22 protein-coding genes are annotated in these 24,468 nt (G+C 35.8%); 13 read left to right on the plus strand and 9 right to left on the minus strand.

What is annotated here, in order from left to right; genetic code table 11:
- Position 1: 1 nt before the first annotated feature.
- Positions 2-772 (minus strand): hypothetical protein, encoded by a 771-nt coding sequence (locus KBF89_03805; GenBank protein MBP9115445.1) that lies wholly within the window; start codon positions 770-772, stop codon positions 2-4.
- Positions 773-835: 63 nt separating this feature from the next.
- A complete protein-coding gene (locus tag KBF89_03810) occupies positions 836-1,156 on the minus strand; it encodes a signal peptidase I (GenBank protein MBP9115446.1) in 321 nt (106 codons plus the stop codon).
- A 162-nt stretch (positions 1,157-1,318) separates the two neighbouring features.
- On the opposite strand from KBF89_03810, the gene KBF89_03815 reads away from it, so the two are divergent.
- The 4 genes from KBF89_03815 to KBF89_03830 all read left to right on the plus strand — a co-directional run bounded on the left by KBF89_03815 (position 1,319) and on the right by KBF89_03830 (position 5,532).
- Positions 1,319-2,908 carry an acyl-CoA carboxylase subunit beta gene (locus KBF89_03815; protein ID MBP9115447.1) on the plus strand — a complete coding sequence of 530 codons (1,590 nt, stop codon included), beginning with the start codon at positions 1,319-1,321 and terminating at the stop codon, positions 2,906-2,908.
- The gene (locus KBF89_03820; GenBank protein MBP9115448.1) at positions 2,905-3,192 is read left to right on the plus strand and encodes a hypothetical protein; all 288 of its coding nucleotides are present in this window, start codon (positions 2,905-2,907) and stop codon (positions 3,190-3,192) included. The genes KBF89_03815 and KBF89_03820 overlap by 4 nt, the downstream gene beginning before the upstream one ends.
- Positions 3,193-3,320: 128 nt before the next feature.
- Positions 3,321-3,551 carry a hypothetical protein gene (locus KBF89_03825; GenBank protein MBP9115449.1) on the plus strand — a complete coding sequence of 77 codons (231 nt, stop codon included), beginning with the start codon at positions 3,321-3,323 and terminating at the stop codon, positions 3,549-3,551.
- Positions 3,552-3,603: 52 nt separating this feature from the next.
- The gene (locus KBF89_03830) at positions 3,604-5,532 is read left to right on the plus strand and encodes an AMP-binding protein (GenBank protein MBP9115450.1); all 1,929 of its coding nucleotides are present in this window, start codon (positions 3,604-3,606) and stop codon (positions 5,530-5,532) included.
- A 2-nt stretch (positions 5,533-5,534) separates the two neighbouring features.
- On the opposite strand, the gene KBF89_03835 is transcribed toward KBF89_03830, so the two are convergent.
- The 3 genes from KBF89_03835 to KBF89_03845 all read right to left on the minus strand — a co-directional run bounded on the left by KBF89_03835 (position 5,535) and on the right by KBF89_03845 (position 7,991).
- Positions 5,535-6,113: a GGDEF domain-containing protein gene (locus tag KBF89_03835; GenBank protein ID MBP9115451.1), complete on the minus strand. Its 579-nt coding sequence runs from the start codon at positions 6,111-6,113 to the stop codon at positions 5,535-5,537.
- A 268-nt stretch (positions 6,114-6,381) separates the two neighbouring features.
- Positions 6,382-7,251 (minus strand): peptidylprolyl isomerase, encoded by an 870-nt coding sequence (locus tag KBF89_03840; protein MBP9115452.1) that lies wholly within the window; start codon positions 7,249-7,251, stop codon positions 6,382-6,384.
- A gap of 56 nt (positions 7,252-7,307) precedes the next feature.
- Entirely contained in the window at positions 7,308-7,991 is a 684-nt protein-coding gene (locus KBF89_03845) for a peptidylprolyl isomerase (GenBank protein MBP9115453.1), read from the minus strand.
- 86 nt (positions 7,992-8,077) lie between these two features.
- On the opposite strand from KBF89_03845, the gene KBF89_03850 reads away from it, so the two are divergent.
- From KBF89_03850 to KBF89_03860, 3 genes are read left to right on the plus strand one after another with little or no spacing between them, the layout of a single operon-like run.
- Entirely contained in the window at positions 8,078-9,355 is a 1,278-nt protein-coding gene (locus KBF89_03850) for an aspartate kinase (GenBank protein ID MBP9115454.1), read from the plus strand.
- A 51-nt stretch (positions 9,356-9,406) separates the two neighbouring features.
- Entirely contained in the window at positions 9,407-10,447 is a 1,041-nt protein-coding gene (locus KBF89_03855) for an aspartate-semialdehyde dehydrogenase (GenBank protein ID MBP9115455.1), read from the plus strand.
- A gap of 30 nt (positions 10,448-10,477) precedes the next feature.
- Positions 10,478-11,656 carry a hypothetical protein gene (locus KBF89_03860; protein ID MBP9115456.1) on the plus strand — a complete coding sequence of 393 codons (1,179 nt, stop codon included), beginning with the start codon at positions 10,478-10,480 and terminating at the stop codon, positions 11,654-11,656.
- Between the two features lie 4 nt (positions 11,657-11,660).
- Here the strand turns inward: KBF89_03860 and KBF89_03865 are convergent, their stop codons facing one another.
- Together KBF89_03865 and KBF89_03870 are read right to left on the minus strand one after the other, a co-directional pair.
- Positions 11,661-12,083, minus strand: coding sequence for a response regulator transcription factor (locus tag KBF89_03865; GenBank protein ID MBP9115457.1), 423 nt, complete (start codon positions 12,081-12,083; stop codon positions 11,661-11,663).
- Complete coding sequence (locus KBF89_03870; protein ID MBP9115458.1) at positions 12,080-13,990, minus strand: hypothetical protein; 1,911 nt, start codon at positions 13,988-13,990, stop codon at positions 12,080-12,082. Before KBF89_03870 ends, KBF89_03865 begins: the two co-directional genes overlap by 4 nt.
- Here KBF89_03870 and KBF89_03875 point away from each other — a divergent pair.
- Both KBF89_03875 and KBF89_03880 read left to right on the plus strand, forming a co-directional pair.
- On the plus strand, positions 13,926-15,263 hold the full coding sequence (locus KBF89_03875) for a hypothetical protein (GenBank protein ID MBP9115459.1): 1,338 nt from the start codon (positions 13,926-13,928) through the stop codon (positions 15,261-15,263). The two genes, KBF89_03870 and KBF89_03875, sit on opposite strands and share 65 nt — an antisense overlap.
- A 163-nt stretch (positions 15,264-15,426) precedes the next feature.
- Positions 15,427-18,219 carry a hypothetical protein gene (locus KBF89_03880; protein ID MBP9115460.1) on the plus strand — a complete coding sequence of 931 codons (2,793 nt, stop codon included), beginning with the start codon at positions 15,427-15,429 and terminating at the stop codon, positions 18,217-18,219.
- Here KBF89_03880 and KBF89_03885 read toward each other — a convergent pair.
- Complete coding sequence (locus KBF89_03885; GenBank protein ID MBP9115461.1) at positions 18,203-19,402, minus strand: Mrp/NBP35 family ATP-binding protein; 1,200 nt, start codon at positions 19,400-19,402, stop codon at positions 18,203-18,205. The genes KBF89_03880 and KBF89_03885 overlap by 17 nt on opposite strands.
- Before the next feature lie 169 nt (positions 19,403-19,571).
- On the opposite strand from KBF89_03885, the gene erpA reads away from it, so the two are divergent.
- On the plus strand, positions 19,572-19,952 hold the full coding sequence (erpA, locus tag KBF89_03890) for an iron-sulfur cluster insertion protein ErpA (protein ID MBP9115462.1): 381 nt from the start codon (positions 19,572-19,574) through the stop codon (positions 19,950-19,952).
- Between the two features lie 65 nt (positions 19,953-20,017).
- On the opposite strand, the gene KBF89_03895 is transcribed toward erpA, so the two are convergent.
- Positions 20,018-20,359 carry a hypothetical protein gene (locus KBF89_03895; GenBank protein MBP9115463.1) on the minus strand — a complete coding sequence of 114 codons (342 nt, stop codon included), beginning with the start codon at positions 20,357-20,359 and terminating at the stop codon, positions 20,018-20,020.
- A 251-nt stretch (positions 20,360-20,610) separates the two neighbouring features.
- Here KBF89_03895 and glnA point away from each other — a divergent pair, with 251 nt between their 5' ends.
- The 3 genes from glnA to KBF89_03910 form a co-directional block, all read left to right on the plus strand.
- Positions 20,611-22,098, plus strand: a complete 1,488-nt coding sequence (gene glnA / locus KBF89_03900) for a type I glutamate--ammonia ligase (protein MBP9115464.1) — start codon at positions 20,611-20,613, stop codon at positions 22,096-22,098.
- A gap of 91 nt (positions 22,099-22,189) precedes the next feature.
- Positions 22,190-23,959 (plus strand): NAD+ synthase, encoded by a 1,770-nt coding sequence (locus KBF89_03905; GenBank protein MBP9115465.1) that lies wholly within the window; start codon positions 22,190-22,192, stop codon positions 23,957-23,959.
- Positions 23,960-24,287: 328 nt separating this feature from the next.
- Positions 24,288-24,468, plus strand: a 181-nt coding sequence (locus KBF89_03910; protein ID MBP9115466.1) for a hypothetical protein, incomplete at its 3' end; no start/stop codon positions are given.

The raw sequence follows: 24,468 nt of genomic DNA on the forward strand, positions 1-24,468 counted from the left end.
TTTAATTACCGCTAGTCTTATCGCTTGAAGCAATTTCAATGTTAGATTTTTCTTGTAACAAAATGATCCAGGATTTTCTTGCTGTATCATTAATAATTAAATCACATGATACTTTTCCATAGGTCACATCGTTAAATGATTTAACTAAAGAGTTAAAAGTGACGTTATTTAAAATTAGTTGGTAGTTATTATTTGTAATGCTTGGGTGAAATGATATTGCATCTATCTTGTCTAGTCTAAGTAATCCAGCTCTAAATCGATATCGAAGTGCAATATCATATTTACCTTCAGCTAATGCTTTGTCAGCAAGATTATCTAATACATCAGCATCATCGATTGTTTTTAATATATTTTCTTCATCATCCCATTCGATATCTTCATTAAGTTCATCTTCCTTAACTTTCTCTTTCTTTTTTATCTTCTTGCGCGATATGATTTTTACTACAAAAAAACCAATGGCTCCTACTACAAGCGCAATTATGATTATTAATAATATTGTTCCAACACCACTTAAATTTGGTAAAGATAAATTAGATGGTTTTGATTGTTGTTGGGTCTGTTGTATTCTTTTTTCTGTAGATATTCTTTTTTGTGAACCTTTATTTTCTCCAAGCCAATCACTAAGTCTTTTAAAGTCTTTAGAAAGCGGTGCATCATTTTTTTGATTTGAAAATTTCTTTTGCTTAAGAATCTCTTTAGCGCTCTGTCTTGCTTGATCTGAATCATTAGAAGCGAAAACCGGTGTTGAAAATATAGTTATTAATAAAATCAAAGATAATAATAGTGATACTAAAAACTTAATTTTTAGTCTACGAATTAACAATTTATCAAAAAATTAGAACAATGGTGATCGAGGAGGTAGCTGGTATTGCGCATCACTGAAGCCAAGCATTGGTACAAACACATATGGAAGTAGAACTAGCCCAATGCCGTATCCTTCGCTTTTCCCAAATGCTTTTGCTAATTCAAATGTGGTGATAATGTTTAGTATTGGTAAAACACCCCACCACCAATCTCTTCCAACTATATGTGCGATAACAATACTGTTTAAAATCGGTACAAAGGCCATCCAGCCTGGTTGTCCTGCTTTAGTGAAAATTTTCATCAATGGTATGAGGATTAAGAATACAGCTACTACTAAGCCACATATTAACATGATGCAAAATAGGCCAATAGCTATTCCAGCCCCGGTGTCTGAAGAACTCGATTCATAGCTAAAATCTGTATCAGCTAAGAATGGTAGTGCCACTAACAAGAGTGAACTAAATGTTGCAGTTAAAGATGAGAAAATCATATTTGCAGTCTACAATATTAAGTAATGAAAAAAGATGACCTTTTAATAAAACTTGTTGAATTACGAAACCAGGCAAATAATGCTGGTTCAAAAGAGGCAGTTGAGCGACAACATTCACGTGGAAAACTTACTGCTCGCGAGCGAATTGAAGCACTCGTTGATAGCGGCTCCTTTGTGGAATTAGATCAATTGGCGCGACATCGTGCTACTGGCTTTGGTATTGAAAATACTAGACCTCTAACTGATGGTGTTATTACTGGATGGGGTTATGTTCAAGGTAAAAAGATTTTTATTTATTCTCAAGACTTTACAGTATTGGGTGGTTCACTAGGAGCGCGTGTAGCAGAAAAAATTGTAAAAGTTATGGATTTAGCAGCCAGTGTTGGTGCACCAATAATTGGTATTAATGATGGTGGCGGTGCACGTATTCAAGAAGGTGTAGCTGCTCTGGCAGGTTATGGCGATATCTTTTTGCGTAATGTTAAATATTCTGGTGTTGTCCCACAAATTTCAGTGATAGCAGGTCCCTGTGCCGGAGGTGCCGTATATTCACCTGCGCTTACAGATTTTGTGATTATGGTCGAAGGTACATCGCATATGTTTATAACGGGACCAGATGTTGTTAAAGCTGTAACTGGTGAAGAAGTTACTCAAGAAGAGTTGGGTGGTGCTAAAACACATTCTTCTAAATCTGGAGTTGCCCATGTTGTTTGTAAGGACGAGAAAGAATTGTTTTTAAAACTTCGAGAGCTATTAGAGTTTCTTCCTTCTAATAATGGTTCCTCTGGTGGATTTATTACAGAACAAGCTAAGAGTCAAGAAAACAAGGGAAAAAAACGCTCTAAACAACGTAATGATGATATTTTTGAATTGATGCAACTTGATGATTTAGGTATTTATGATGTACGTGAAATAATTGATACTGTTTGTGATACTGATGAATTTTTTGAAATCTCTGGTGCTTTTGCACCAAATATTGTCTGCGGATTTTCAAGGATTAATTCTGAGCCAATAGGTATTGTTGCAAATCAGCCAAGCGTTTACTCAGGTGCTTTGGATGTTGATGCTTGTGAAAAGGCTGCAAGGTTCGTTCGTACTTGTGATGCTTTTAATATACCTATTTTAACCTTGGTGGATGTTTCTGGCTTTATTCCTGGTGTTGATCAGGAAAGAAGTGGAATTATTCGTCATGGCGCAAAATTACTATATGCATTTGCTGAAGCTAGTGTTCCTATGGTTCAGGTAGTTACCCGCCGTGCATATGGTGGTGCTTTTGTTGTTATGGGTTCTAAATCTTTAGGTGCGGATGTTAGTTTTGCATTGCCTGTGGCAGAGATTGCTGTTATGCATGCTCAATCTGCGGTTGATATTATTTCTCGGCGCGATTTAGAGATGTTTGAAAAAGGTTCACCTGAGTTTATAGCAAAAAATCGTGAGTTGGTTAAAGATTATGATGAAAAATTTGCAAACCCATTTTTGGCAGCAGAGCGCGGTTTAATTGATGATGTTATTGCTCCAAATGAGGTACGTTCTAAAGTTAGTTCGTCATTTGCTATGTTAAAAGGCAAGAAAGCAGTAAATGTTTTTAGAAAACATGAGATATTACCATTATGACCGATGCTAAGAACGGAGATCTCCGAATTGTTTCAATGACTGGAAATCCTTCTAAATATGAAATTGCTGCCCTATCATCAAGCATTTCTTCTTGGTTTTTAGGTATTCTTGATAATAATCCACAAGATACCAACTTAGTTGTGGATAATACTGTGGAGAACTATAGGTTGATGTCTTCATATGTTAGATCAAAAGACCGTTTTAATGGGGATCCAACTTTGATCAAGCCTATTCGTTCTGATTCAACATGGCTCTTGGCTCATAGGGTAAATGGTCGTAAATAGTTTATATTACTACGTATTAGACACATATCAATAAAATATAATTTCTTAAATCCATAATATATTACTGTGTAAAAAATTGTGGATAACTTTGTGGATTACCTTGCCTAAGGGCACTAAATCTGTACAATATGAAGAAAAGCACTAAATATATAACTGGACAATACGGAATCACAGAAACAAGGATAGGCTGGGCATATAAGGACATGCCCATTGACGATCTAATCAGCAAAGTTGTTGATGTGGATGCACATATAGATCCAATAGTTGATCAACTTGGTGCTGGTGAAGCACAAAGAGTGGATTCACAAAGGCTTGGTGATCTCCAACAAGGAAAAGATATGCCAAAACTTGCTGGTTGAAAATATCTAGAGGATCCTCTTAGTAACATGTAAATAATGAGAAAATGAATTTATGCAAATATATGAACCGTCACCAAATTCGATAACACCACAAATTTCGCCAGAGGAATTAATTGCTAAATTAGAAGGTAAAACTACACTCGACTATTTTTTCGCAACCGCAAATAATACACCCGGAAGAATAGCGCTTCGATCTAAAACTGATGAAGATGATCAAAATACAGATAAATTTGGTAACTACGAATTAGTCACAGATGATAGCCAAAATACTTGGAGGGAATACACATGGGGAGAATATAAAAATCTTGCATTAAAATTTTCTAGCGCATTAACCGATTTAGAAGTTAAAGATGATGAACGAATAATGATGTTGCTAAGAAATGTTCCTGCATTTCATATTTGTGACGTTGGATCAATGTGTCACGGTGCAACCCCAGTTTCAATTTACCACTCCTCATCGCCAGAGCAAATACTATATTTAATTGAACATAGCGAAGCGAGTGTAATAATTGTCGAAAACCCAGCATTTGCTGAACGAATAGCAGTAATCGCAAAAGATATTCCAAGAATTAAACATTTAATAATGCTTGAGGATCCAGAAACACTTTCGAGCGGTATTAAAACAAAAATTGTTGCAGCTAATATCCAAATACACTATTTAAAAGTTCTTTTGGAAAATGCTTTGCCTGTCGATGAAAAAATTGCTTTAAATTCAACAACACAAGATGATTTAGCAACAATCATATATACATCTGGAACAACTGGAACACCAAAAGGTGTTGCTCTAACCCAAAGAAATATATCATCAACTGTTGAATCGCTATATACTGTTGCCGGCTTAGATTTGGATGCATATAAAGTAGTTTCATATTTACCAATGGCGCATATAGCCGAACGAATGGTTAGTCACTATATAGGTATGAGATTCGGTTGGACTTTAACATGTTGTCCTGATGCAACATTAGTATCTCAGTATTTAGGGCCAACTAGACCAGATGCACTATTTGCTGTACCAAGAATATGGGAAAAAGCGTATGCAACTATCAATGCCTTCATAGCAAAAGATATGAGGGAAGAATTTGGTAAAGCACTCGTCAAAGGATCAGAGATTGCTGACATGCGAGCTAATGGAATTGATATTCCAAAAGAAACACTAGATGAATTTGCGCAAGTGGATGCGAAGCTATTGGCCCCATGGCGAGCATTATTAGGATTAGACAATTGTAAAGTGGCAGTGAGTGGTGCAGCGCCATTGCCAGTTGAAATACTTACATTCTTTAGAGGCTTGGGCATACCTGTCTCTGAAATATACGGCCTAAGCGAGACATGCGGTCCATTAACCTGGTCACCAAATGCCCAGCGTAATGGCTTTGTAGGCGAGCCAATACCTGGAGAGGAAGTCGCATTGGCAGATGATGGCGAAGTGTTAGTACGCGGCGCAAATATTTTTAGTGAATACCTAAAAGATGAAGAAAAAACGAGCGAAGCTATAGATGGTGATGGCTGGTTTCATACAGGCGATATAGGTATTTTCGATGACGGTCAATTAAAAATAGTTGATCGCAAAAAAGAACTAATAATTACTGCAGGTGGAAAAAACGTCTCGCCAGCAAACCTAGAAGCACACCTTAAAACATCACCATATATATTTAATGCTTTTGTTGTTGGAGACGGGCAAAAATATTTGGGTGCCTTAATTATTTTAGATCCCGAAGCTCTAGATTTTTTTGCCGGTATGAATGGACTTAGTGGAAAAGATGCAACATTTGCTGAATTATCAAAACATGCTGGTATAAAAGCTGAAGTTGAAAAAGCAGTTGAAACAGCAAACTCTCATGTCTCATCGGCTGAATCAATTCGAAAATTTTTTATTTTAGATCATGAGTGGTTGCCTGACTCTGATGTATTGACTCCAACAATGAAACTAAAGCGTAAAATCGTAAATGAAAAATATGCAAATGAAATAGCGTCAATGTTTTAGAGTTAAGGTACAGATGCAATTTCTACTTGGTCGTCGCCTCGAGATTTCGCATTACTAAGTGCTTCTTTTGAAGTGTATATAAGTTCTGCTGAATCTAATGCATGGCTAGGATAACACGCAACACCAGCACATACTGTTACTTTTCCAGATAGAACTCCAGTGTGCAATACTCCACGTACACGTTCTGCAGCCCATACTGCTCCAGCTTCTGAAGTATCATCCATCACTGCAGCAAAGGTATTTGCAGAAATTCTAAATGCACAATCGCTTTCACGTAAAGTTCGTATAACCACTTCACCTAAAGATGATATTAAAAAAGTTCGTTCTTCTTTAGAACTGATTTGATCTTCATCTAAGCCATCAATTTCAAAAGTAACTAAAGATACAGGCCGAAGTGTTCTTCTGGCAGCAGAGATTCTTTGTTCTATAAATACTGGAAAAAATTCTGCATCGAATAGTCCCGATTCAGTATCTCTATGTGAACTAGCACCTAGTTCGTCATTTGATACAATCGCAATTTTTGAATTCCCTGGTTCATTTAAATCGAAATCTTGTTTTCTGGAATTTGGGCGAGTTGTCACTTGCTGAAAGTAAGTTCTTGTGAAATAATATTGCGAGAGTAATTTAATGACTAATACTGTCATGCAAATTGATGCCAATATAGAAGTGATACTTTTGTTAAATACGAGACTGCTTATAAAAGTTCCAGTGCAAAAAATAAATAGAACAATATTTGATATTAGACTTATTTTCTTCTGCATATAAATCCTTCGGCATATTCGCCATATGACTTTATATATAATTACAAAATATGCCAACTTATCATGGTAATATGACCCATATGTCTAGTTATTGAGTGGGTGTTGTCACCACATTAGGAACAGTTGTTGATGTTGAAGTTGTTGTGATATTTGCGTAATCTCCAACTTTAATTGCTTTTCCGTCTTTGTAAACCGTGATTCTAATTATTTTCGCAACTTTTAAAGGCTTAGGCTCTGGTGGAATAATATTACCTTTTTCATCAACTTTTGGTTTACCAGTAGCTGGATCAATTTCTTGAGGTGGCGCTAAAGCTTCAATTTTCCTAGCGATATCAATACCTTTTGTTATGTATCCAATATATCCAAACCTATAGCTAGCTTTTTGTTCTTCGTTTGCTTGTGTCTTTTGGTTAATTCCATTTTTACCAAAAATTTCAGATTTTTTTGTTCCAGTAAGGAAAGTAAATGATGATCCTGCTTGTAAAGGTGTTTGTGAAGGATCTGGGGACCATATTAAATCTCCTGATTCAAAATCTCGTGGAGGTCCTTCAACTTGTTCTGTGTTGCCATATGAACCAGATCCATCTGCGTTCAATGAACCGGCGCTAATATTTCCGTCTTTCACTACTTGAGTAAACTCAACACCATTATAAATTCCATTACTCGAGAACTGAATAAATCGTTTGACACTCTTAGGAGCGTTGGGTTCATCGAGTTTTACATCAATTGTTCCAATTTCTTTATCATCTATAGAAACTACAATTTTTGCTGTATAACTTGAAGGAGTTGTTGCGCTATTTACAACCATAGAAATTATTATTACTATTGGCAATATAAGTATTACACCAAGAATAGAAAATGCCTTAATTCTTTTAGCTCTATTTTCGATTCTTGCTCGCTCAAGATCTTTCATCATCTTGTTAGCTTTTTGTCGTTCTCGTTTTGTCGATTTACCCATGGCGAATTATGTTAGTCATTTTTGAAACCGAATACTAGCTAAACAAATCAAAATTCTTAACTTTCCGATAAAGTAGCTTTAGTTATTGTAACTTTCTCAGCTGGAGTTTCAGCTTGTCCTAATTTCACATTTTCAATTTTAGTTACAATATCCATTCCGCTTGTTACACTGCCAGCAGTACCGTACTGGTTAGTTAATGATTGTGCAGCGCTATCGTCAGTAACAATAAAGAACTGTGACCCTGCAGAGCCATTAGGTGCATCTCCTGTTTTAGCCCAAGCGAAATCGCCTTTAACATAAGCTTTTGTTGGTGCTTCTGAAATTACTGAGCAATCTGATGAGCCAGATCCATTACCTTGGGGATCTCCACCTTGAATTACAAACCCTTTAACTATTCTATGGAATGTTAAATTATTATAAAAACCAGAATTTACCAAGCTGGCTAGATGCGCTGAACCTATTGGTGAATTTTTTGGATCGAGTGTAACCACAAAGTCCCCTAAATTCGTAGAGAAGGTTACTTTCCAGTTTTTATTAATATCTAAATAGTCTTCTCCGCATGATGTTTTACCATCGATGGCTTGTTGAGTCTTAGTATTATTAGTAGTTTGGCCTTTAGTCGTTGTAGTTTTTAATGTTGTTGTAGGTTTAACAGCCGAGGATGTATTAGTGCTGTCGCATGCACTAAATGTAAAAATAAAACTAGTGATTATTAATAAGGATAATATTTTCTTGATCATTTCTATATTATAGTCAAATAAATTTTGAGAGTATTGATTATAACTTCGCGAAAGTTAACAGATTTTTAGTAGCATAATTATGTTCTATGTATAAAAAAACTGAAATTAACCTTGACCCAAACCTAACGCTACCTATAGATATTCAAGAACGACTTATTGTACAAAAATTTGGTGGCACTTCTCTAGGGACTCCTGAAAGAATTAAGGCTGTAGCTGAGCGTATTTCCGAGAATGTTCAGCGTGGACACAGTGTTGTTGTAGTCGTAAGTGCAATGGGTGACACTACAGATGACTTATTGCTTTTAGCTAAACAGTTAACAAAGAAAACACGCGGTCGTGAGATGGATATGTTGTTAACTGCTGGTGAAAGAATATCTATGGCATTATTGTCCATGGCTTTACATGAATTAAAAGTTGATGCTATCTCATTTACTGGATCTCAAGCTGGTGTTCTGACAGATACTGTTCATGGTAAAGCAAAGATTGTTGAGATACGGGCAAAAAGAATTGTAGATGCATTAAAGGAAAATAAAGTCTGTGTAGTTGCTGGTTTTCAAGGCATGTCTTTAAGTGAAGAATCTATTACAACTTTGGGTCGAGGTGGTTCAGACACTACTGCTGTTGCTTTGGCTGCAGCTCTTAAAGCTACTGCTTGTGAGATATATACAGATGTAAGCGGCGTATATAGTGCTGATCCACGGATCGTTCCAAAAGCTAAAAAGATAGATCAGCTTTCATTTGACGAGATGTTAGAAATTTCTGCAACAGGTGGACGTGTTCTAGTATTACGTTCAGTAGAGTTTGCAAGAAATTTCGATGTACCAATTCACGTACGTTCTAGTTTTTCACCAGAAAATGGAACGTGGATATATGATCAGGAGACAGATATGGAAGATGCAATTGTTAGTGCAGTAACGCACGATATTAGTGAAGTGAAATTTACATTAGAGGGGGTTCCCGATAAACCTGGTGTTGCGGCAAACATATTTCGTGCTTTGAGTAAAGATAATTTAAATATTGATATGATTGTACAAAATGTTTCTTCGTCTGGCGTGACTGATATTTCATTTACCATTCCAGAGGATGAAAAGATGCGTGCTATTTCTACTTTGGAGGATATTTCTTTTGAGATTGGGACTTTAGACTATAAATGTAACGATAATGTCGGTCGAGTTAGTGTTGTCGGTGCTGGTATGAAGTCTAACCCTGGAGTTGCAGCAAAAATGTTTGAGACATTAGCAAGTGAAAATATTAATATTCAAATGATTTCGACATCAACGATTCGGATTTCATGTGTTATTTCTAGAGACGATATGGTGCAAGCTGTAAATGCGCTACATACTGCTTATGAATTGGATGCTTAACAGGGTCCGTCCCTGCAAAATATAGACAAAAGGGATAATGGAAGGTAGATTATGAAAGTTGCAATACTTGGAGGCACCGGACTCGTCGGTACGGAAATGATTTCTATACTCGAGCAAAGAAAGTTTCCTGTTTCAGAATTAGTGATTTTTGCTTCTCCACGAAGTGAGGGAAAAGTCTTAACCACTCCATTTGGTGATATTACTTGTAGAGTTGCGCGTACCATTGACGATTTTACTGATTGTGATTTTGTAATAGTTGACGTCGATGATCCATACGCACTGACCCTTGCGCCAATGGCGGCTGAAGCTGGTGCAAAAGTTGTTGATAACTCTGCTGCTTTTAGAATGAATATTGACGTTCCATTAGTTGTCAGTGAAGTCAATCCTGGCGATATAGAACTTGCTGATAAAGGCATTGTAGCTTGCCCTAATTGTACGACGATGATTCTGATGGTGGCACTTGCCCCGTTACATGAAAAGTTCAAGATAGATCGTATGGTCGTCTCAACATACCAGAGTGTATCTGGTGCTGGTCAAAGTGGTATTGATGAACTTGAAAGCCAATGGAAAACTCGTGGTTTTGACAGTGATATACAATCATTGATTCGTGCTAGCGAAAGCCCGCAAATGTTGTTGGGTGGCGAGGTCTGGTCAAAAGCCATTGCTGGTAATGTCATACCTTTGGCTGGTTCTGTTCAAGAATCAGGCTATACGTCCGAGGAAGAAAAACTTGTTTATGAAACTCATAAAATCCTACATGACGATACTATTCGTGTGAGTGCTACTTGTGTCCGTGTTCCAGTTTTTGTTGGACATGCTCTGAGCGTAAACGTTTCGTTTCATGATTCTGTTGATGCTTCTATGGCGGCAGATATTTTAAGTAAAGCCCCAGGTGTCATCTTAGATAACAATTTGGGTCATGAAAGTGCATTCCCTACTCCACTTGAAACAGCAGGTGGCGATGCTGTACATGTCGGAAGAATTAGAGATGATTTAACTCAGGCTAATACTTTAGATATTTGGGTGACTGGAGATAATTTGCGAAAAGGTGCTGCACTTAATGCTGTACAGATTGCTGAACTCTGGGTGTAATGTCAAATGGTACAATAATATAAGATCCATATGAAGAAATTGTATGAAATAGTCTTCAAAAAAGAATACCCTTTAATATTTGCAATTCGAATATGGCTAATATCAATATTTACTTCATTAACTGGACTTTTCGTTGCTTCACGATTACAAAACAAATCGTTTACGAATATGTTCACTCGGTGGGACTCTTTATTCTATGTTGACATAATAAAAAATGGTTATATTTCGAAACTTCCAATCAAGGATGGAAAAATATTTGCGAATCGTGACGCATTTTTTCCTGGGTTTCCAAATGTTATAAGAATATTTGACACACTCTTACCGGGCAATCACATGGCAGCAGGATTATTGTTCAACGCAATTATAACCTTAGCAAGCTTTTATATATTGTATAAAACTCTTTTAAATTTATGTGATAGATCAAAAGCAAAACTTACATTAATGCTATTTGCATTCTTTCCAGGTTCATACATATTCTTTTGGTTTTATGCAGAAGCACTTACAACATTTCTTATTGTTTGTGCTTTCTACTTTTTAAGCAATAAAAGAATATTATTAAGCTCTATATTTGTTGGGCTTGCAACCTTTACAAGACCAAATGCTGCGCCATTTATATCAATGGTACCTATCTATATTATTTGGACAGAGATTGATAAAGATTTTTATAAACTTAATTTACTGCGCACCAAAAAATATCTTTTTGTATTTTTAAAATCTCTTACTACGTTGTTTATCTCGGCTTCAGGAATTTTAGCTTTCCTATTGTATCTAGACCGAAAAACTAAAATATCAAACTCATGGTTGAGGATAGAGCGCGAAGGTTGGAATGAGTCAAAGCAGCCATTCTATCGTACATATAAAAACATGACACAAATATTTTCTTCTCAATTCCCTTATAATAATTCTCTAATAATAATCTATGCGTTACTAGGTATTTTGTTAATACTATGCGGGACTGTTTATGTTCATAAAATGAAATATAATTCAATAGTAGTAGCAACATTTATTCCAAGTTTATTTGTTATTTTATTGGCACTTTCAAATAATACTGCTGCATCATCACCAAGATTTTTTGTTTTGGCGGCACCAATATTCATATCAATTCCAGAAACTATTTCAAATAAGTATCTGAAAATTGCACTTATTCCTCTGTTGGTATTAATGGGAATGACTAGCGCATTTTATACATATAAGATTAATGCAGCATAAATATCTAACTGTTATTAAGACTTGAATCTTCACCATTTAATACTGCAGAACTAAAAGCCTGACGTTCTTCAACAATTTCAAAAACAATTTTCTCTAGTGTAAAAATATCTAATGGTTTTATTATCAATACATCAGCGTCAGCACGTTCACCTAGCAAACGATCTGCTTCTCGATCTAGTAATAAGATAATAGCAACGTCGGGACCTCGATCTTCTTCTGCTTCCATGCGTGCATCAATACAAACAGCAACACCTCCCATATTTCCGCTTTGCATATCACAAATCAAAACATCGGGTTGATATTTCACCAGTTCGTCACGAACCTGCTTCCCATCATGAACACATTTAACCTCAACTTGTGAACTCGAAAGCCCACCTTGGATTTGATCACATATATGCTGTGCACTAGCTGCTACTAAAATTTTCATATCGACCATTTTACTTGCTCAGCAATAGTAGTTACGACCTTTAAAGGATCATCTAAGTCACATTCACTTATGACTGTTATTTTTGAACCTAAATCATTTACCCGTTTTGCAAAATCATTAATTTCACTCTCTTCTATATCTGAATCATTTGAAAAACCATTAACAACAATATTATTAATGCGACTAGATCTTGAGGACATTTGTTCATCTACAACTAAAAGCTGTTCTCTAGAGACAGAAGTTGGATTACATACACCTACGTAAGCAGTCGATTGAAGTTTTAATAATTTACTAATAACATCACAATGACTAGAAAATACTTTTTCAACTGCACGAACAAGTCGTAAAAAGAAAATCGTATCTTCGATAAGCTCTAATCCAACCAAAGTTTTTAAAGGACGCAAGATAGTTCGCATTGCTACATTAGTAGAAAAATTTGTGACGGCATTATTTCCAGAAAGAGCAATAAAAATATGAGAACGAAAAACCTTTTGAAGGATTAAAGGAGCATCAAGTAAATCAAAGATGGTATGTGATGGAGGAGTGTCAATGACTACTAAATCGAATTCATTTTCAACAACCAAATGGTACATAGCTTCAATAGCCATAAATTCGTTAATAATCCCCATCGTTGCAATTGCATGAACAAATGAATTAACTTTGCATTTTTCAAAATTTTCTGGGGTCAAGGTATTTTCAAGTAAATCAAAAAATTCTTGTTTTGCATCTAATTGAAAGACGCTAAGTTTGGCTAACTCCTTTGATGTTATTTTAAAATCATCAGTATCTAAGTAGCTAACTCTTGAAGCGGTATCGTCTAGTCCAAGTGCTGTGCCTAATCGTTTTGCAGGATCTACTGTTAACAGGGCTACTTTTTGATTATTTTCCAAAACGGAACTAGCTCGTGTTGATTGTTTTGCGCGCGATATAGCAATGGCACTTGAAACCGTAGTTTTACCTACGCCGCCAGTTCCAAGAACAATACATGTTTTTGTAAGAGGATCAATAATTATTTCAGGCTTTACTATATCTAAAAAGCTTTGTGGTTTATAAATATTATTTTCGATGGAATCCGAAAGTGAAGTTTGTCTTTTTGTTTTTGCTATTGACAAAGTTGGTATAAAAACATTTCGTAATTCATCATCAATACGATCTTTATGTGACGTTGACAATAGGTCGCATTGATTAATTATTAAACCAGATATTGAAACATTGGTATTATCTTCTAGTTCAAATATGAATTCTCGACATTCACTTAATGCCATTTTTTTAGGTAGCGTGACAACGATCACTTGGCATTTTGTCGGATCTTTCAAAAATTCTCTAGCTCGTAAAGCTTGTGAATTTATTAAACCACTTTTGGCGGCTTGGCTTGCACTATTTCCTATATCGAATAACGATCGCGCATGTCCTGTTGAAGGTGCATCAACAATGATTCTATCCCAATTGCCAGATTCTGCTTTAGAACGAATATCTCCTATTAACAAAAGCTCTCGCATTCCAGGTACGATAAGTGCAACTGCGTCTAAAAGCCCAGCTTTGGTTAAACGTTTAGTGATACTTCCAAGTTTTTTAGTATCAAGATAATTTTTCAATGCAGTCGATGGAGTAAGAAAATAAATATCAAATAAATCATTCTTATCCCTTATAAAGATATCTTTTTGTGAATATTTAGAGTCTGAATCTAGTCCCAATGCTGATTTTGTTAATTCGTCATCATATAAAGATATAAAAAGTACGCGCTCACCAAGATTTGAGAGAGTCTTAGCAACTAAATTAGCTGAAGTAGTTTTACCTACGCCACCTTTTCCGGTGAAGAAAATAACAGGTACGGAAGTGATTATGTCAGAAATGCTATTGGTAGAAAACGTCGATATTCGAGATGAAGGAGTTTGCGTATTAGACATTAGAACAATGTTACAACACGCAGGAGTAAAGTCAAAAAAAATAGCCTTGTTTCTAATTGTTTTTTGTATTTTCAGCGGTATTTTAATTTCGAGCCCTGCAAACGCTAATCAACTTAACAATGTAATCGACCCTATTAAAGTTTCAAGCGTTCAAGTTAGCGGAATGTTTGATGTCCAAAATGAAGATTTAATTTTGGATACTATTAAGCGGTCAGAAAAATCTGGAGTTACACTTTATATAATAAAGATCGATTCAAATGCTATTGCTGGTGGCGACATAAAGAAGGTTGCAGCCAAATTGAAGAAATCTAATTTAGCCACTGCAATTTGGGTTGGCCCAGCTAGTGTTGTTTATTCTAAAGCATTAAAACCTCTGTTAGATGCTGCTGATTTTACTGGAGCAGCAGATGCTAAATTAGCAAAAACATCTAATGCAAAGATCATTTCCTCCAGTTTTCGAGAATTTGTTGCTGATCTTGATGGAATGCAAGTACCTCGACTTGGTAATAATATAAAGCTAGATACAGGTTGTTCTAAAGCAGATATTTCTGCTGCAAAAAAAGATCCTAATGCAAATGGAAAAGGTTTAGCTTGTCTTGACGTAAAGTTAGCAAAAGGTGAAAAATTCAAATTATATATAGCACCTACTTTTGAAAAGCTTTCGCCTATAGCGAACTTGGCGCATGCTTTAATTAATCCTACATTTACTATTGGATTATTAGTTTTAGGCCTATGTCTATTAGCTTTTGAATTTTATGCAGCGTCGGTAGGTGTAGCTGGAATAGCGGGTATATTAAGTCTGATAATGTCAATATATGGTTTGGGATATCTGCCAACTAATTGGTGGGCAATAGTTGCTTTGGTTATTGGTATTTTCGCAATGGTAATTGATGTGCAAGCAGGTGGTGTTGGTTTTTATACAATAGTAGGCTCGATACTATTAGTTGTTGGTATATTTTTTGCTACAACAAGAGAAAATGCATTTGCAACTTCAATTTCTGGAAATGTAATTATTTTAATTATGGCATTACTTTTTATGGCTGGAGCTATACCTTCGCTTATAAGAACACGTTTTGGTACTCCAGCTATTGGTCGTGAAGATTTTATTGGAGAGATAGCTACTGGGGACGGAGAAGTGAATCCTCAAGGTAGTGTAAAACTTCGAGGTGCTACTTGGAAGGCAAGAACTAATCAGTCAACGCCAATAAGTGACGGTCAAGAATGTAAAGTTGTAAAAATTGAGGGAATAATTCTTGAAGTTGAGCCTTTATAGGACAATATGTGAGCTCAAATCATAAGTTGTATCAAATAAAATGGCATTACGACTAAGTAAAGCCTGGTAGCAAAACATATTCACAATTACAGTAAATAGGATTTCCCTATACAATATATGCAAATTGGTATAAAATAACACTACGTGCAATGGGAGTCTGATTGTGGAAACCAAATTTGCTGTTGATCTAAGATACTTATTAGATCAACAGCCACCCGATCAGAGAGAAATGATCGAAAAACTTGTGGCTAACCCTGGTTTTGGCGAAGAAAGCTATAGTTATATTTATGAGCAATGTTCAATTCTTGATGTATCAGTCGCAAAATATTTGATTGAACATGGTGGTACAGGTGCCGCAAGTGTATTTGTTAATATCTCAAAATTCGATGAAGCTTATCATGCTGAAATCGCTGGGTATCTAAAAGCAGAAATAATAAGAGATAAAGCATATCGTTATTTTCATTCTGCGTTTTTCGCTTATGTCGGATTAGAGCATCAAAAGTTTATAGATTTCATGTCTGCTCATGGCTACGATGAATATACAATTCAATGTCTATCACACCTATATAATCTTAATCTGCCAACACTTAAGAAATTTATCGCTATTAGTGTTGCTACCGTTTTAAAGTATAAAAACTCATTCCAAGATTGCTCGGATGATGAAATAGCCATTGCCTTAATAGAAAGTGGGCATAAGGAAGACCTACATAGGAATATCGGGATGTTTTCTAACCTGTCATCACAGGTGTTTGAAAGTTTATACTTTGCGAATGAAGACACAGAAAGCCAAGGTATTCAATCATTAGGATTGCCTGACTTTGAACGTGATATTAGGAGCTTTGTAGATCATGACGCAATAGCGGAAATTATAATAAATCAAGGTTCTGCCGTGTGGTTTCTTGGTCGTATTGAGATATTTAATATAACTGATTTTGATCGAATATCTAAAGCTTTAGGTAGATCAGATTATATTATGGAGATAATCGAAGAACTGCGTCATGGGTTAAAGATGATACCAGATTCTCGCCGAATATCACTCAGTAAAATCAAACTTCCTAATATCGTCGGACTGGCTGCAACAATAGTAGGTAATCGGTTAAACGCAGCAATTGTCAAGATCCTGGAAGATAAACTTGGTGAAATTTCAGATGAACAGTATAAATTTTTGAGTACTGTAGAGGTTAGAAATAATGGCAAAAGATTTGCAAAGAATCTCTTTGATACTGTTGGAATAGCGATAATATCTGCTATTTCTAATGAAATTGTGATTAAAAACCCTTTGAGTGATTTTAATTTCTTAGAACGAAGTCCGTATTTATTTGTGCCTGACTATTTGAAAACTTGTCTGGATATTTTTGGTGAAAATGCAGACGCCGACATATTATATCTAGTCAAAGAATTATTACTAGATCATGAAGTACCTGAAACTTTTAGAGAATTTGGAGTAGATAAAACAGGCACAGAGGGTATAGATCAACTAACTAATCTGACTCATACTTTTTATGAACGGATCTTTAGAGGCGAGATCCCACAAGACATACTCACAAATGATGCGGCTATGAAACTCTTTTTACCCGCAGTTCGAACAAAAACAACATATGGTAATACATCAGAATATCAAGTTAGGAGGTCATTAAATGCCATAACAGTTGTCTCCCAATATCCAGTGGGTGAAATTGAAGTTGTAAAAGTTGATAGAGATATAAAGAAAATTGATGCTAATGGAGAATTTATAAAACCAGATAAACTGGAATTATCGCAAGAAGCAGAAGAATCGTATGTGCGAACAATAAGAGAAGTTCAAGTTGCATCAGAGTTACTTACAAAAGATGGGAAAGCATTAGACGTAGAAAAAGCAAATGAATTTTTTCTTGAAATCGAACGAATTGCCCAACAAAAAATTGGTACTCTAAGGGCAAATCTAAAAGATACTGACCCGTCAAGAACTAAGTCATTAGATAGCCTTAATTCGAAAATAGAGCAATTAGAAAAAATGACGACACAAAGTTTATGGCGATTAGGTAAATTTTATGAAAATATACAAGTGCTTAGTCAACATAAAGAATTTAAACAACATTTAAGGTCACTATTAATAGCCAGTACATTATTACAAAATCCAAATATCGATATAACTGACATTATTAATACTAGAAGTAAATCGATAACTGATTTAAATCAGATAACACGATTGACAGCGCTGCTAGAACAAACTGTAAGAGAAGAGACTTGGAAAGATAACTTTATTGCAAATTTGAATGAGAAATCGTTAAAGAAGATTACAGAAGTTGGTTTTTTGAGCGATTTCATTAGATCACAAATAAAGTTGCAAGAAAAAGCAAGATTATTAGCAACTGATCCGGATGCTGTTGAAGTTAGAAAACAAAATTATTCGCTTATTCCAGTTCACGGTCCTTTAAAAGAATTGTCAGGTCAAATAGCAGATACATGTTGGGCTACATATGATGGCCATAAATTTGATGGCTTCGATAATTTTACAGCTGTACTAATAGTTAAGGATTTAAACGTACCTGCAAAAAGAAGATTTGCTGGTGCAGCACTATTAATAGAAGGTGAAGCGCTAGACGGTACACCACTATTAATTATTAGGGGTTTAAATCCACTAGAGTCTGATACACATTCCGTAGATATCGATAGCTTTGTCAGTGAGTTTTCGTCATACGCAAACAGAATTGCACAAGAACAAGGACGTAAACTAGCAATAGTCATAGATGGCCACTCAGGTGGCTCAGCAACGAATAGACCATTATTGTATGCATACTTAAGTGCATTAAGAAAATCTTTAACACAAGTTGAAGTTGCTGATACGCCTGGCAATAGAACTACTTTTAATGGCTATGATATTACGCAGAATACCTATCTAGTTTCTGAACCAGTTAGTACAGTCCAAGCAATGGGATCAGTGAATAAAACTCCAGCTATTACACCTGAGCTTTAGATTCCTTCATTTGTTTGAATATAGCTTGTTTTATTGATGTACACCCTGCCATTTCAATAGGAGGACATATATTATCGACAATATTTTTTGCGAGATCTCTCATGGCTATTGCAGCTGGTGATTTATTTTCTAACTCAATATCGGATATAACAATAGGGACACCAGCACTATTTGCTTCAGTCACTCCAGGTTCCAAAGGAATTTGGGCAAGTAAAGTTGTTGCTAGGCGTTTAGCTAAGCGAGAACCGCCACCATTTCCAAATATCTCAAACTTTTCACCACTAGGTGAAACAAAGTAGCTCATGTTTTCTACAACACCAAGTATTGGCATATAACTTCTTTGTGCCATATCGCCAACACGTGCAGCCACAGTTTGAGCTCCCCGAGCAGGAGTTGTAACTACTAACATTTCGCTCTGAGGAATCAAACGAGATACTGCCATTTGAATATCACCAGTGCCTGGAGGCATATCAATAAAAAGGTAATCTAACTCACCCCAATTAACATCTACTAAAAATTGTTCAACAGCTTTTGCCAAAATTAAGCCGCGCCACATTAATGCGCTTTGCTCGTCGTCAATTAGGAATCCCATTGAAACTATCTTTAATTCTCCACCTTGTTTTCCGATTACTTTTAGATGTGGATCAATTTTTCCAGCGGTTCCTTCAAGCCTGCCTGCTACACCAAGCATTGTCCCTTGGCTAAATCCCCAAATATCAGCGTCTAGTACTCCAACTTTGAATCCTAAATCAGCAATTGCACTTGCCAAGTTTGCAGTTATTGAAGATTTACCAACTCCGCCTTTGCCACTAGCAATTGCTATAACACGAGTAGATGAACTCACGGCTGTTTCGATTGCATTTTCTCTTGCATTTTTTCTTGCACTATCCATTAACGTTCTTTTTTCTTGCGCGTTCAATTCACCGAAAGTTACTTTTACCTCTTCGATATTTTTATTAGAAGAAATCTTTCGTTGTACATCAGTTTTGATCTGGCTACGGAGTGGACAACCAGAAGTGGTTAAAGCAACTGTAATTTGTGCAACACCATCACCATCAATTATCGCGTTTTTTACCATACCCAAGTCAACGATATTATTATTCAACTCAGGATCGATAACGCCTCTTAATATTGCAACTAATTCTGGGTCCAAACCAGACGATTTATTGTCACTTATTGACATATTATTGTATCCATATCGTTTTTTCGGGAATATTTCCTAATTATTGGTTGTTTTATAGCTTACACACGTTTGCTCTGCTTATCACTAAGTAGAACAAATGTGTAAGGTCGATATTCCAATTCCTTGATATATAAGGTAGAATGTAAGCATATCCTAAGAAAGGGAAAACGTGACTACTACACAAGCAGATACTTCAGAATCATCAGAGAAGGCAATTCCTACATCTAATGCAATCATTGTTAGCGATGTTGCAGCTAGCAAAGTTGCTGAGTTGATTTCACAGGAAGAAGATGAAGGTCTTTTTTTAAGAGTCAGTGTACGACCCGGTGGATGTTCAGGCTTGAGTTACGAGATGTTTTTCGATGGAGACAAAGCGGATGATGATATCATCACTGAACAAGGTGGAATTCAAGTTGCGATAGATCCTGCTTCAGCTCCATATCTAGTAGGTGCAACTCTTGACTATAAAGATGGTCTTCAAGGTGCCGGCTTTGCAATAAACAATCCAAATGTTTCAAAATCATGTGGTTGCGGAAACTCATTTAGCTAACAATACATATATAGTAATAGTATTTAGAAGTTTAAATTAATTTTATTTGATAATTATATTGATGATTATTTAGTAAAATTAAAGTCATCCTGTGAATACAAACCGCCACCTGGTGATTCTAAATTGGCATTTGTTTTGTCCAAAGTTTCATTAATCTTATCTAAACCAACATCTAAAGTTTCTGAAGCTTTGTCAATTGTTTTAGAAGCTTTATTTAAAGTTTCTTTATTACAAGTTATTCCACCTAATGGATTGCTGACTTTTAAATTCCCTAAAAACACTATTTGAGAATCATTCTTTACGCTGCATTCTTGTGCTACTACATTGTGGAAAGATACCGACTGTCCTGTTGTCCAGATCCCTGCGACCATTCCAAATCCAAATACTAATATAAAAAGATATTTCATATCCCCAACCTCCTGTTTTTGCCCTAATTTAATAATCGGCACTTTTTAACGAGAGTTGAGCGGAATATTAGAAATCCCAATTTGTGCTAATCATTGAAGATAATATTTAACACAAATTAATTCTATATAACCAAAATTTTCTAAGATATTTGTATATAATGATGAGGGCACTTTGAATTAGATAGTTGAAATAGTCGATTCGAAAGCGAATTGCTTCTGGTATATAAACCAATAATGAAGGGCAATAATTAATGGCACTGTCAGAAAATTCAAAAGATCTAGTCGGCGAAATTGGTAATCCATTTTCTTATGCAAGCACTGCTAAAGAAATTATTGATCTCATCAAAAAACATGAAATTGAGTTTGTTGATTTACGTTTTTGTGACATGGTTGGGTACATGTTGCATTTCACAATTGCAGCGAGAGACTTTAATGAAGATGCGTTTAAATTAGGTCTTCCATTCGATGGTAGTTCTGTCAGAGGTTTTCAAACAGTCGATGAGAGTGATTTAGCTATTAAACCTGACCCAAATTGTGTAACGCTTGATCCTTTTCGTGCTCGAGCAACTGTTCTTATTAATGCAACTGTGCATAAACCTATTACACTTGATCCATACGATAAAGATACACGTACAATCGCAACAAAAGCTGAAAGATATTTAGCCTCAACTGGTATTGCTGATATTGCAAATTTCGGCCCCGAAGCAGAGTTCTTTATCTTTGATTCTATTAATTTTAATTCTACTGAGAACGCCGCTCATTATGAGGTTGATTCTATTGTAGGTGGATGGAACAGGGGCAGAAAAACCGAAGAAGATGGCGGCCCTAACCTCGGCTATAAACCTCGTGTTAAAGGCGCATATTTTGTAAGTCCTCCAGGTGACCATTTTCATGATTTGCGTTCAGAAATGTTTGCGAATTTAGAAAAAGTAGGTATTCAATGTGAAGTCCAACATAGTGAAGTTGGAACTGCTGGACAGTGTGAAATTGATATGAAATATGATTCATTATTTCAAATGGCAGACAAAGTTCAACTCTATAAATATATTGTAAAAAATACTGCACATGATGCTGGCTACACCGTAACGTTTATGCCAAAACCTATTTTTGGTGACAATGGTTCAGGTATGCACGTTCATCAATCATTATGGAAAGATGGAACGAATTTATTTTATGATCCAGATGGATATGCTTCATTAAGCAAAATGGCTCTACATTACATTGCTGGTATTATTGAACACGGCGAAGCGCTTTGTGCTTTTACAAATCCAACTACTAATTCTTATCGCCGTTTGACACCTGGATACGAGGCACCAATAAATTTGGTTTATTCACAAAAAAATCGTTCTGCCGCAATACGCATTCCACTTGTGCGCGCAACTGCTGTTGCGACACGTATTGAATATAGGACACCTGATCCTAGTGCTAATCCTTATTTGGCATTTTCGGCTTTGTTGATGGCTGGCCTTGATGGTATTGAACGTGAGTTAATGCCACCAGAACCTGCTGACTTTGATCTATTTGAAGCTAGTGAGGAGCAACTAAAGGGTATAAAAGTAGTGCCTTCATCATTAGAAGGTGCCCTTGATGCATTAAAAGCCGATCACGATTTTCTTCTTAAAGGTAATGTGTTTACCAAAGAAGTTATTGATGAGTGGATTAAGCAAAAAATGGCTGATAGTGTTGCAGTTCGTTTGCGCCCCCACCCTTGGGAATTCGATATGTACTATGACATATAGAAATAAAGGATGCTTTGTTTAGGATCAAGAATTAATACTATAAGCTAGTTTCCCATCTTGGTTTCTTGAGTATATAAAGTAAAATATATGAGTGACTAATACTAAAACTATCAAAATTGCACTTGCTCAAACCCACGTTCAGGTTGGGATCGATGAAAGTACAATAAATCATAATGTAAATCAATTAGTTGATTGTTATAAATCTGGCAATGAGCAAGGTTGCGATCTTGTCATCGGTCCTGAACTTAGTCTCACGGGATATTCTCTATGCGATTTAATGAATCGTAATGATGTGCAATCACTAGTAAGTTCTGCAGAAGTTGATTTAATTGAACAAGTCGAAATTATTAAATCCGCAAACGATACTGGACTAATTTTTGGTAATTATTCTAGTTTTGGCGACTATAAATTAGTGACAGATAAAATTTTGCTTTCTGATTATGAATCTTTAAGTGGAAAAGTTGTCGATGAATCATTGCTATTAAATTATGTGACGATTGTAGGTTTAAGCGAAAGTATTCCTATAAGTAGAGTTGTTAAAAAGTATTTACCCAACGAAAGTGTTTTTGATGAGACACGCTGGTTTGGTAGAGCTATAGAATCTAGCGAACCTATTTTGGTTAATGGTATTCGTGTGGGTATTTGTATCTGTCATGATATCTGGATTGAAGATACAACAAGAGACCTAGTAAATAAAGGGGCTCAAATCATTGTTGTTTCAAATGCTTCTCCATTTGTTCATGGTAAGGAAGCTGATCGTCATAGTACTATAGGTGGTTTTGCTAAAAAATATAATATTCCAATTGTTTATGTAAACATGGTCAGCGCATGTGATGAAGTTGTTTTTGACGGCGGATCATTCAGTGTTGATAAAAATGGAGATATTATCACTCAACTAAAATATTTTGAAGCAGATATGGCGATTTCGGAAATTGAAATCGATCCTAGCGATCCGCCAATAATTCCTAGTGGAAAGATTGCGTTGACTGCTTCTACTGAACATCTCCATTGTTTTGATGCCGGAAATGCCTATGATGCTTGTGTTTATGGCTTGAACCAATTTATAAATGCAATTTCAAATAATAGCGGACATGTTGTAATCGGCCTCAGCGGAGGTATAGATTCTGCGCTAGTAGCTACTATGGCCGTTGACGCATTAGGTGCGGATCGTGTTCATGGTGTATTGATTCCATCAAAATTTACTAGTGACGATTCAAATATTTTTGCTGAAAAATTTGCTAAGAATATTGGTATTTCATATGAAACTTTATCTATTGAAAAAATGTATTTAGCTGCAAGTGATACTTTTGGTTTAGATAATTTAGAAAGTATAGTAAGTGAAAATGTTCAATCTCGCTTGCGTGGGCTTACACTAATGATGTATTCCAACTCTCGAGGATGGTTACCATTAGCAACGGGGAATAAATCTGAGCTAGCTGTGGGCTATTGCACATTATATGGTGACACAGTAGGTGCTTATGCTCCAATTAAAGATTTATATAAAACTGAGGTCTTTAAAGTTAGTAACTATAGAAATTCTGTTGATGAGTATAATTTAGCCAATCCAATACCAAATGAAATAATAGACCGTGAACCAACTGCAGAGTTACGTCCTAATCAAAAAGACACCGACTCTTTGCCTTCGTACGAAACCTTGGACACAATACTTGTTTCGTATATAGAACACACCAAATCAATTGAAGAGATAATCGCTATGGGCCATAATGAGGTAAATGTCAATCGCATTGTTAAGTTGATTAAAAACTCAGAATTTAAACGTAAACAATCACCAGTTGGTACACGATTGACTCATTATAACTTTGGACTAGGACGGCGTATCCCTATCTCTGCCAAGTGGTAAAGTACATAATTCCTGGTAGAAGCATTTCGCAATATTCAATTCGAAATGCTATGTTACTGAAATTAAAAAATAGTAACAAATAGCTTGCTTTTTTTCAAGTACCGTCGTATATTAACGTTCTAAGGCACTTTAAGCCTTGCGGTAATAAATGCCAGCGACAAACAAGCAATCAACCAGGAAAAACACCTGAATAGAATTCTAGTTTGCTGTGTTCAAATTTATTAGATCTACGGATTTTACGCAAGATAAAACAAGGTATCTTAGACGGGATAGAAATTAACAATTTCTAAGGGTGATCTAGTAAAACTAGACAAAAGGGAGTACTAAAGTGGCAAAATTTACTGACAAAGAAGAAGAGGATCTAGTCCGTTTATATCTTACTGATATTGGACAATATCCTTTATTGTCAAAAGAAGACGAAGTAAAACTAGCAAAATCAATTGAAGAAGGCGCCCAAGCTCGTGGCATGTTAGGAGAACGCAAACGTCTTGCAGACTTGATTGAAGAAG

This window comes from Acidimicrobiia bacterium (assembly GCA_018057765.1).
Classification (GTDB): Bacteria; Actinomycetota; Acidimicrobiia; order IMCC26256; family JAGPDB01; genus JAGPDB01.